The organism is Atlanticothrix silvestris CENA357, from assembly GCF_016056295.1.
Taxonomy (GTDB): Bacteria; Cyanobacteriota; Cyanobacteriia; order Cyanobacteriales; family Nostocaceae; genus Atlanticothrix; species Atlanticothrix silvestris.
Window position 1 is genome coordinate 95,807 of sequence record NZ_JAECZB010000008.1, and the last position, 9,282, is coordinate 105,088.

The window sequence follows — 9,282 nt, forward strand, 5'->3', positions numbered from 1 at the left end:
AAAGATAACGAACCACAGAGACTCAGAGAAAACAGAGAATATGAAGAGAAGCAACTTTAATAAATTCGATGCATGATAGCCTATGACAATTGAAGAAATTCGAGTTCGCGGTACTGTTCAAGGAGTAGGTTTTCGCCCGACTGTATATCGTCTGGCAAAATCTTGCAATTTGCATGGAGATGTTTGTAATGATGGTGAAGGTGTGTTGATTCGTGTATCTGGTAGCGAAGCCGATTTAACAGAATTTGTCACAAGATTACAGCAAGAATGTCCGCCGTTGGCAAGAATAAATGAACTGACACGCACTCCTTATATAGGTGAATTTAATTTTGATAATTTTGTAATTTCTAGCAGTATTACTAATGCAATCAAAACAGAAATTGCCCCTGACGCTGCGACTTGTCCCCAATGTCAACAAGAAATTTTTGACCCCTTTAGCCGCTTTTATCGTTACCCATTTACTAATTGCACTTATTGCGGCCCTCGTCTGAGTATTATTCGTGCAATTCCTTACGACAGATGTAATACTAGTATGTCTGCGTTTCCTATGTGTCCAGAATGTGAAAACTCGTACCATAATGTCGAAAATCGTCGCTTTCATGCTCAACCTGTAGCTTGTCATAAGTGCGGCCCTACAGCTTGGTTAGAACGTGCTGATGGTAAACCTGTGACAGCTTCTATGTTCTCGATGATGGATGATGTGGATGCTGTATGTACTTTGTTGCAGAAAGGTGAAATTGTCGCAATTAAAGGTTTAGGTGGTATTCATTTAGCTGGCGATGCAACGCAAGAAACAGTAGTACAAAAACTGCGTCAGCGCAAAAGACGCTATCATAAACCCTTTGCTTTAATGGCGCGGGATATAGCAGTAATTGAGAAATATTGCACTGTTAGCGCTAAGGAAAAAGAATTATTGACAAGTTCCGCAGCACCTATTGTTTTATTACAAAAAAAGGAATTAGAGACTAAAAAATCCTCTATTGCAATGTCGGTAGCGCCAGAGCAAAACACTCTTGGTTTCATGTTACCTTATACGCCTTTACATCATTTAATTCTCAGGCGGATGAATCGTCCAATTATTTTAACTAGTGGCAATCTTACTGATGAACCACAATGTATTGATAATAATGATGCAAGGGAAAAATTAGGTCAAATAGCTGATTATTTCCTCCTCCACAATCGGGAAATTGTTAACCGAGTAGATGATTCAGTTGTGCGAGTTATTAATGAAAAAGTGCAAATAGTTCGCCGTGCTAGAGGATATGCACCAGCAGTGATTAAGTTACCACTAGGATTTAATAACGTTCCGCAGATTTTAGCAATGGGTAGTGAGTTAAAAAATACCTTTTGCCTGTTGCGAGAAGAAGAAGCAATTCTTTCTCAACATTTGGGAGACTTAGAAAATGCTGCTGCTTTTAATGCTTATCAAGATACATTAAATTTATACTTAAATTTATTTGAACATCAACCCCAAGCTATAGCCATTGACAAACATCCTGAATATCTTTCAACTAAACTTGGTAAACAACTAGCAATTGCTAATCAAATTCAACTTCACCAAATTCAACACCATCATGCCCACATTGCCACCTGTATGGCAGAGAATAATGTTCCTTTAAATTCACCCCCAATTTTAGGAATTGTTTTAGATGGATTAGGTTATGGTGAAGATGGTACATTTTGGGGTGGAGAATTTCTCTTAGCAGATTACCGTCAATTTAAGAGATTAGCAACATTTAAGCCAGTTGCAATGATTGGTGGTGAACAAGCAATTTATCAACCTTGGCGTAATACTTATGCTCAATTAATATCGGCTAATCTTTGGGATGATTGCCAAGAGAAATATTCAGAATTAGAAATAGTAAAATTTTTGAATAAAAAGCCACTAAAGTTACTCAATCAGCTTATAAAACAAAAAATTAATTCTCCTCCAGCCTCCTCCGTGGGGCGGTTGTTCGATGCAGTAGCGGCAGCTATCGGTATTTATCCAGAAAAATGTAGTTATGAAGGACAAGGTGCGATCGCAATGGAAGCATTAGCAAAGAGTCATACCTTAAATAATCATGAAGAAACGCTAATTTATCCTTTTAATTTTAGCTTTTCAGATAATATTTATTGTATAGACCCATGCCCAATGTGGCAAGCTTTACTTGATGATTTGCAGCAACAAATTTCTCAACCAGTCATAGCTGCAAAGTTTCACAAAAGTTTAGCTAATACCATTATCGATATGGTAAAGCGTCTTCGTCAGCAAAATATAATTCATCGAGTTGCCCTATCAGGAGGAGTATTTCAAAATTGTATTCTGTTAGAGCAAGTTACTAACGGGTTACAAAAAATGGAAATCAGCGTACTCACTCACAGCTTAGTTCCTGCTAATGATGGTGGTTTATCTCTAGGGCAAACTGTGATTACAGCAGCTAAATTAATTTAATTTTATTTACGCTACGCGGGTTAGTTGTGAGTTGTTAGTTGTTAGTTGTCAGTTGTGAGCCGATCCAGTAACGGGTACATAGAGAATTTTCCCCATGAGTAACTGGCGTAAAGTCTACGGCATAGCTTCACCCGGAGGGTCAGCTGCTAATGACCACTGACCACTAACCACTGACCACTAACCACTGACCACTGACAAACTTCTTTATCTTCAAACAAGAAAATAAACATGTGCTTAGGTATTCCTGGACAAATTGTCGAAATAACTGATGTAAAACACAAACTGGCTATCGTCAACATTGCTGGTGTCAAACGTCAAGTCAATATTGCTTGCATCGTTGACGAACAACATCCTCCCGAAGCTTGTATTGGTGATTGGGTATTAGTTCACGTTGGCTTTGCCATGAATCGCATTAATGAACAAGAAGCAGCAGAAACATTACAACTACTAGAAGAACTCGCCACAGCCCAAGCCGTAATTAATACTTAAATAATCGGCGTTACTAAATCGAGGTATGAACTTCTTACTCTCTGCGTTATCTGCGCCTCTGCGGTTAGTTAAAAAATTCTCTTACTATAAAAAGCGAAATTAACTCACATATAAAACCCCTACTCCTCACTTCTTATGAAATACGTAGACGAATTCCGCGAACCAGAAAAAGCTGAAGCCTTGCGCCGCGAAATCGAAAAACTATGCCTTCAGCTAAATAAACCCATCAAAATTATGGAAGTATGCGGCGGACATACCCATTCCATATTTAAATACGGTATTGAAGAAATATTGCCAGATTCCTTAGAACTAATTCATGGGCCTGGTTGTCCAGTATGTGTCATGCCCAAGGGTAGATTAGACGATGCGATCGCTATTTCTCAAACTCCTAACGTTATTTTAGCCACATTTGGCGACACAATGCGGGTTCCCGGTTCCCATACCAGCCTCTTACAAGCCAGAGCTACAGGTGCAGATATTCGCATGGTATATTCTCCCCTAGATAGCCTGCAAATTGCCAAAGACAACCCCGACAAAGAAATTGTTTTCTTCGCCCTAGGCTTTGAAACCACCGCCCCTAGTACTTCCCTCACCATTTTGCAAGCAGCGGCGGAAAAAATTCCTAACTTTAGTATGTTTTGTAACCATGTTCTTGTGATTCCTGCATTACAAGCATTACTAGATAATCCCGACTTGCAATTAGATGGATTTGTTGGCCCAGGTCATGTCAGCATGGTCATTGGTACTGAGCCTTATGAATTTATTTCGCAACAATATCAAAAACCAATTGTCGTATCAGGATTTGAACCTTTAGATATTCTTCAATCAATTTGGATGCTACTACAACAGCTAGTAGAAAATCGTTGTGAAGTCGAAAACCAATATAACAGACTTGTACAAAAAGCTGGCAATCAAGTAGCGCTAACAGCCATGAATCAAGTTTTTACTGTGCGAGAAAATTTTGATTGGCGTGGTTTAGGTGAAATACCTAATTCAGGCTTAAAAATTCGTGAGAAATATGCACAATTTGATGCCGAACTAAAATTTACTATTCCTAATCTGAAAGTTGCCGACCATAAAGCTTGTCAGTGCGGTGAAATTTTAAAAGGAATTTTAAAACCTTGGGAATGCAAAGTATTTGGTACAGCTTGCACACCAGAAACACCTATTGGAACTTGTATGGTCTCTTCCGAAGGTGCTTGTGCAGCCTATTACAAATACGGCAGATTTTCTAATGTGATGACGCAAAAATTAACTGATAAACAAACAGCAACCCTATCTTTATAACTTAAGATAAAAATGAGTATCCCAAACTCTACACCACAACAATTTTGGGATTGGAGTACAAATATATGCCATTTGTAACAGTTAAAATTGCCAGAGGACACTCCATCGAAAAGAAAAGGCGACTAGTCGAAGTAATTACTAATGCCCTAGTCTCCGTTTTAGATACTAAGCCAGAATGGATAACTATTCACATTGATGAATTTGAACGTGAAAACTGGGCTGTAAACGGTATTTTACATTCTGACCGACATCGTGGTAAGCACGATGAAACAGGCAGATAAAATTCGTTTTTGACTGGTAAGGTGCGTTAATTACGCACCTTATTACAGCTTAATTGTTCGTTTTTATTGTAATTATTTTAGATATGAATATTTCTTCCAATCAAAGGCAAAATTCTCTATTTCAAAAAATTGAACAAGCCCGCCATCGCAGAGGGAAAGTGCGAGATACCCATATCACTCTGGCACATGGTAGCGGCGGTAAAGCCATGCGCGATTTAATCGATGATATCTTTGTCAGTAATTTTGATAATCCCATTATTTCTCAACTAGAAGACCAAGCCAGTTTGAATTTAGCTAGTCTCATGCAACAGGGAGATAGACTCGCCTTTACTACTGATTCTTATGTTGTAGACCCGTTATTTTTTCCTGGTAGTGATATTGGAGAATTAGCCATCAATGGTACAGTTAATGATTTAGCTGTGAGTGGTGCTAAACCTTTGTATCTTACTTGTAGTGTTATTTTAGAAGAAGGATTACCAGTGGAAACCTTGCGACGAGTTGCTGTTAGTATGAAAGCAGCTGCGCTAAAAGCAGGTGTGCAAATTGTGACAGGTGACACAAAAGTTGTACATCGTGGTGCTGCTGATAAATTATTTATTAATACTGCTGGCGTTGGAGTTATCCCTAGAGGAGTGAATATTTCTGCCCACAATATTCAACCAGGAGATGTTGTAATTATTAATGGTGAATTGGGTAATCATGGCACTGCTATTTTGTTAGCTCGTGGAGAATTAGCATTAGAAACTAATATAGAAAGTGACTGCCAACCGTTACATGATTTAGTAGAAACTATCCTCAAAGTATGTCCTGATATTCATGCTATGCGGGATGCTACACGCGGCGGTTTAGCTACAGTGTTAAATGAATTCGCCCTTAGTTCTGAAGTAGGAATTCGCATTTATGAAGAATCGATTCCAGTGCGAGAAGAAGTCAAAGGAGTTTGCGAAATTTTGGGTTTAGACCCATTGTATCTAGCTAATGAAGGTAAATTGGTAGTCGTGGTAGGGCAAGAGAATGCTGACACTGTTTTATCAGCGATGCAATCTCACACAGCCGGGAAAGATGCATGTATTATCGGCGAAGCAATTCCTTCACCTCCAGGGATTGTGTTATTAAAAACAGCTTTTAATGCTGAACGCATTGTTGATATGCTCGTTGGCGATCAGCTACCACGAATTTGTTAAAATTTAATAGATTCTAGACCTATGCACGAACTCGGAATTACCCAAAATATTGTGGCAATTGTCACTGAACATGCCCAAGGCTCAAAAGTGCAAAGAGTTGTATTAGAAATTGGCAAACTTTCAGCGATTCTTCCTGATGCCATACAATTTTGTTTTGATATTTGCACTCAAAATACGGTTTTAGCAGGGGCAACATTAGAAATTATCGAAATTCCTGGTTTAGCAAGATGTTGCCAATGTGGTGCCGAAATTTATCTAGATAAACCCTTTGGTATTTGTAACTGTGGTAGCGTGGAATTGGATTTAATAACTGGCGAAGAATTAAAAATTAAAGAAATAGAAATAGAGGAACTATGTGTGTGACTTGCGGTTGTTCTGATGATGCTGAAGGCAAAATTACTAATATGGAAACTGGTGAAATTGAACATAATCAACATCATCATACTCATACTTTAGCAGATGGTACTGTAATTACTCATAATCACAGTCACGAGTTTCACACCGAAGTATCTCAAATTCATGCCAAAATACATGGCACAACTATATCTTTAGAACAAGATATCTTAGCAAAAAATAATCTCATAGCTGCCCAAAATCGCGGCTGGTTCAAAGGTCGAAATATTCTAGCTCTAAATTTAATGAGTTCTCCTGGTGCAGGAAAAACAACTTTATTAACTCGTACTATTAATGATTTAAAACATCAATTGCCTATTAATGTGATTGAAGGCGACCAAGAAACAGCCAACGATGCCCAAAAAATCAAAGAAACAGGTTGTAAAGTTGTCCAAATCAACACAGGTACAGGTTGTCATTTAGATGCATCAATGATTGACAGGGGTTTACAACAACTAAATCCGCCACTAAATTCAGTAGTCATGATTGAAAATGTGGGAAATCTAGTTTGTCCGGCTTTATTTGATTTGGGAGAACAAGCAAAAGTGGTCATTCTCTCGGTTACAGAGGGAGAAGATAAGCCAATCAAATATCCTCATATTTTTCGTGCTAGTGAGATAATGATTCTCACCAAAATTGATTTACTGCCTTATGTACAATTTGATGTGCAAAAGTGTATAGAATATGCTCAACAAGTAAATCCCCAAATTCAAATTTTTCAGGTTTCTGCAATCACTGGTGCTGGATTAGATAATTGGTACAAATGGCTATCTGAAAGGGTAACTAATTTTTCAAAGCTAGTTCCAGCTTAACTGTTTACTAAAATTAGGACTAATATGCAACACTAAAATTTCTGTGGAGAAAAAATGTGCGATCGCAAGTATGCCATCCTAGGAACTGGTGCATTAGGTGGTTTTTATGGGGCCAAATTACAAAAAGCTGGTTTGGATGTCCACTTTTTGCTCAGGAGTGACTACGAACATGTCAGTCAATATGGTTTACTCATCGAGTCTAAAGAAGGTGACTTTACCCTCTCCCAAGTCAATGCTTATCAATATGTAGAGAAAATGCCACAATGCGATGTGGTAGTAGTTGCATTAAAAACAACTCAAAATTATTTGCTACCGGAGTTGTTACCACCTATTGTTAAAGATGGCGGGGTGGTATTGGTATTACAAAATGGACTTGGTATAGAAGAAGAAATTGCCCAAATTGTTGGCAACGTTAGTATTATCAGTGGGTTGTGCTTTCTGTGTTCCAATAAAGTAGGGCAAGGACATATTCGCCACTTAGACTATGGACTTATTACTTTAGGAGAATACGTTCCAGGCTATCATTCTGTTGGAATTACAGATAGAATGCAGCAAATCGCTGATGACTTTAGTAGTGCTGGTATTGCAATTGAATTAGCTGAAGACTTATTACTGGCACGTTGGAAAAAGTTAGTATGGAATATTCCTTACAACGGTCTTTCTGTAATTCTCAATGCCACCACAGATGAATTAATGGCAGATGTGTATACTTGCAGATTAGTTGAACAATTAATGTTCGAAGTAGCAGCAGGGGCAAATAGTTATGGCCGTAATATCCCTGATAGCTTCATTCAAAAAATGCTGGACTATACCCTCAAAATGAAACCTTACCGCACCAGCATGAAAATTGATTATGACGCATGTCGTCCCCTAGAAGTAGAAGCCATTTTTGGCAACCCATTACGGAAGGCGCGAGCAGCAGGTATAAATTTACTACAAATTAGTTGTATTTATGATCAATTGAAGTTTCTGGATACAAAAAATCAAAGGCAATATTGAACCTCACACCACTAGAAGTGGCGTGATTCCTGCTTTACCTGTTCCCTGCTGTAACTAAAATTCAGATCGAGGCAGATGGCGGATAATTTCAGCCACTGACCAAGCTTGGGCGACAGCACCTTTGGGTTTATAAGGTGGGTCGCCATCAAAAATTTCTGAAACCGAGCCAAGACAAACATCAGATAGCAGGTGTTCTAATAGGGGTTGCCAACTAAAAGGAAGCGGCTTTTGCGGATAAAAACGCTGCCAAGCGCGGATAAAAGGCCCAATTAACCAGCTCCAAACAGTACCTTGATGATAAGCGCGATCGCGTTCTTCCGAATTGCCCACGTATTTGCCTATATATTCTGGATCGGCGGAATCAAGGCTACGAAGACCGTAGGGAGTAAGTAGGCGCTCAGTTGCCAAATCGACTACTAAAAGCCCTTGCCGCTGCGAAAACCCACAATGACGTAGTGACAGCGCCAAAACTGCATTAGGACGAATTTGAGAATTGCGGCGATCGTCCGGCTCAATAGTATCGTAGAAATAATTTAGCTGTGGATTCCAAAACTTTTGCAGAGAAACTGTTACCTGTTGTGCTTGTTGAGCATAACGTTGTGCCTGTTTTGCTAGACGTACTGAATCGCCCAATTGCAGTTGACTCAATCGTTCTGCCCATTGACTCATCCAACATAAAGCAGAATACCACAGGGCATTGATTTCTACGGGCTTACCACGGCGAGGAGTCACAGGCTCTCCTCCAACCACTGCATCCATCCAGGTGAGGGCTACACCAGGAAAATCCCAACCAATTAGTCCATCAGTGGCATCAACTTGGATATTGAAGCGTGTACCACCAATAAACGCTTTATGAATTTGCTGCACAACAGAGAATTGCTCTGCTAAAAACTCCCAGTCTTGGGTGGCTTCCAAGTAAAGCCCTAAAGTTTCAATCCACCACAGCGCTGCGTCAATACTGTTATAAAACGGTTCCCCATCAGCATCAGGAAAAGCATTAGGAATCAGTCCTTGTTGACAGTAACGTCCAAAAGTTTGCAATAGCCCTTTTGCCAAGTCAAAACGCTTGGTTACTAATGCTAAACCTGGCAAAGCAATCAAGGTATCACGACCCCAGTCATTGAACCAGTGATAACCAGCAATCACTGTGGGGCCAGTAATTGAAGCTCGGTAGACAATAAATTGATCCCCTGCTTTTAATAGTTGCTGCCAAATTGGCGATGGGGCATGGGGGAGGCAGTGCGGTCTTCTCCCAAAGGGAGCCACTGCGGTCTTGGGGTCTCCCCAAGTGGAGCAAGTGGCGTGAGACGCTAAAAGCGATGGGGTTTCCCCAAGTGGAGCAACTACCGTCATTGGAAATAGGTTTTTCTTCTCCTCCCCTGCTTCCCCTACCTCCCCTGCTC

Annotated in this window: 9 protein-coding genes; 8 read left to right on the forward strand and 1 reads right to left on the reverse strand. The window is 39.7% G+C overall.

What is annotated here, in order from left to right; translation table 11 throughout:
• Positions 1–82 precede the first annotated feature (82 nt).
• The 8 genes from hypF (at position 83) to I8751_RS06150 (ending at position 7,879) form a co-directional block, all read left to right on the forward strand.
• Positions 83–2,434 (forward strand): carbamoyltransferase HypF, encoded by a 2,352-nt coding sequence (gene hypF / locus I8751_RS06115; RefSeq protein ID WP_214438285.1) that lies wholly within the window; start codon positions 83–85, stop codon positions 2,432–2,434.
• Positions 2,435–2,662: 228 nt separating this feature from the next.
• Positions 2,663–2,923, forward strand: coding sequence for a HypC/HybG/HupF family hydrogenase formation chaperone (locus I8751_RS06120; RefSeq protein WP_214438286.1), 261 nt, complete (start codon positions 2,663–2,665; stop codon positions 2,921–2,923).
• Between the two features lie 135 nt (positions 2,924–3,058).
• Positions 3,059–4,210: a hydrogenase formation protein HypD gene (gene hypD / locus I8751_RS06125; protein ID WP_214438287.1), complete on the forward strand. Its 1,152-nt coding sequence runs from the start codon at positions 3,059–3,061 to the stop codon at positions 4,208–4,210.
• 65 nt (positions 4,211–4,275) lie between these two features.
• Positions 4,276–4,491, forward strand: a complete 216-nt coding sequence (locus I8751_RS06130) for a tautomerase family protein (RefSeq protein ID WP_214438288.1) — start codon at positions 4,276–4,278, stop codon at positions 4,489–4,491.
• A gap of 83 nt (positions 4,492–4,574) precedes the next feature.
• Positions 4,575–5,675: a hydrogenase expression/formation protein HypE gene (gene hypE / locus I8751_RS06135; RefSeq protein WP_214438289.1), complete on the forward strand. Its 1,101-nt coding sequence runs from the start codon at positions 4,575–4,577 to the stop codon at positions 5,673–5,675.
• Between the two features lie 21 nt (positions 5,676–5,696).
• Complete coding sequence (gene hypA / locus I8751_RS06140) at positions 5,697–6,038, forward strand: hydrogenase maturation nickel metallochaperone HypA (RefSeq protein WP_214438290.1); 342 nt, start codon at positions 5,697–5,699, stop codon at positions 6,036–6,038.
• The gene (gene hypB, locus I8751_RS06145) at positions 6,029–6,880 is read left to right on the forward strand and encodes a hydrogenase nickel incorporation protein HypB (RefSeq protein ID WP_214438291.1); all 852 of its coding nucleotides are present in this window, start codon (positions 6,029–6,031) and stop codon (positions 6,878–6,880) included. Before hypA ends, hypB begins: the two co-directional genes overlap by 10 nt.
• A 54-nt stretch (positions 6,881–6,934) precedes the next feature.
• A complete protein-coding gene (locus tag I8751_RS06150) occupies positions 6,935–7,879 on the forward strand; it encodes a putative 2-dehydropantoate 2-reductase (RefSeq protein ID WP_214438292.1) in 945 nt (314 codons plus the stop codon).
• Positions 7,880–7,933: 54 nt separating this feature from the next.
• On the opposite strand, the gene I8751_RS06155 is transcribed toward I8751_RS06150, so the two are convergent.
• A partial coding sequence (locus tag I8751_RS06155; protein WP_318780296.1) for an amylo-alpha-1,6-glucosidase occupies positions 7,934–9,282 on the reverse strand: 1,349 nt, incomplete at its 5' end.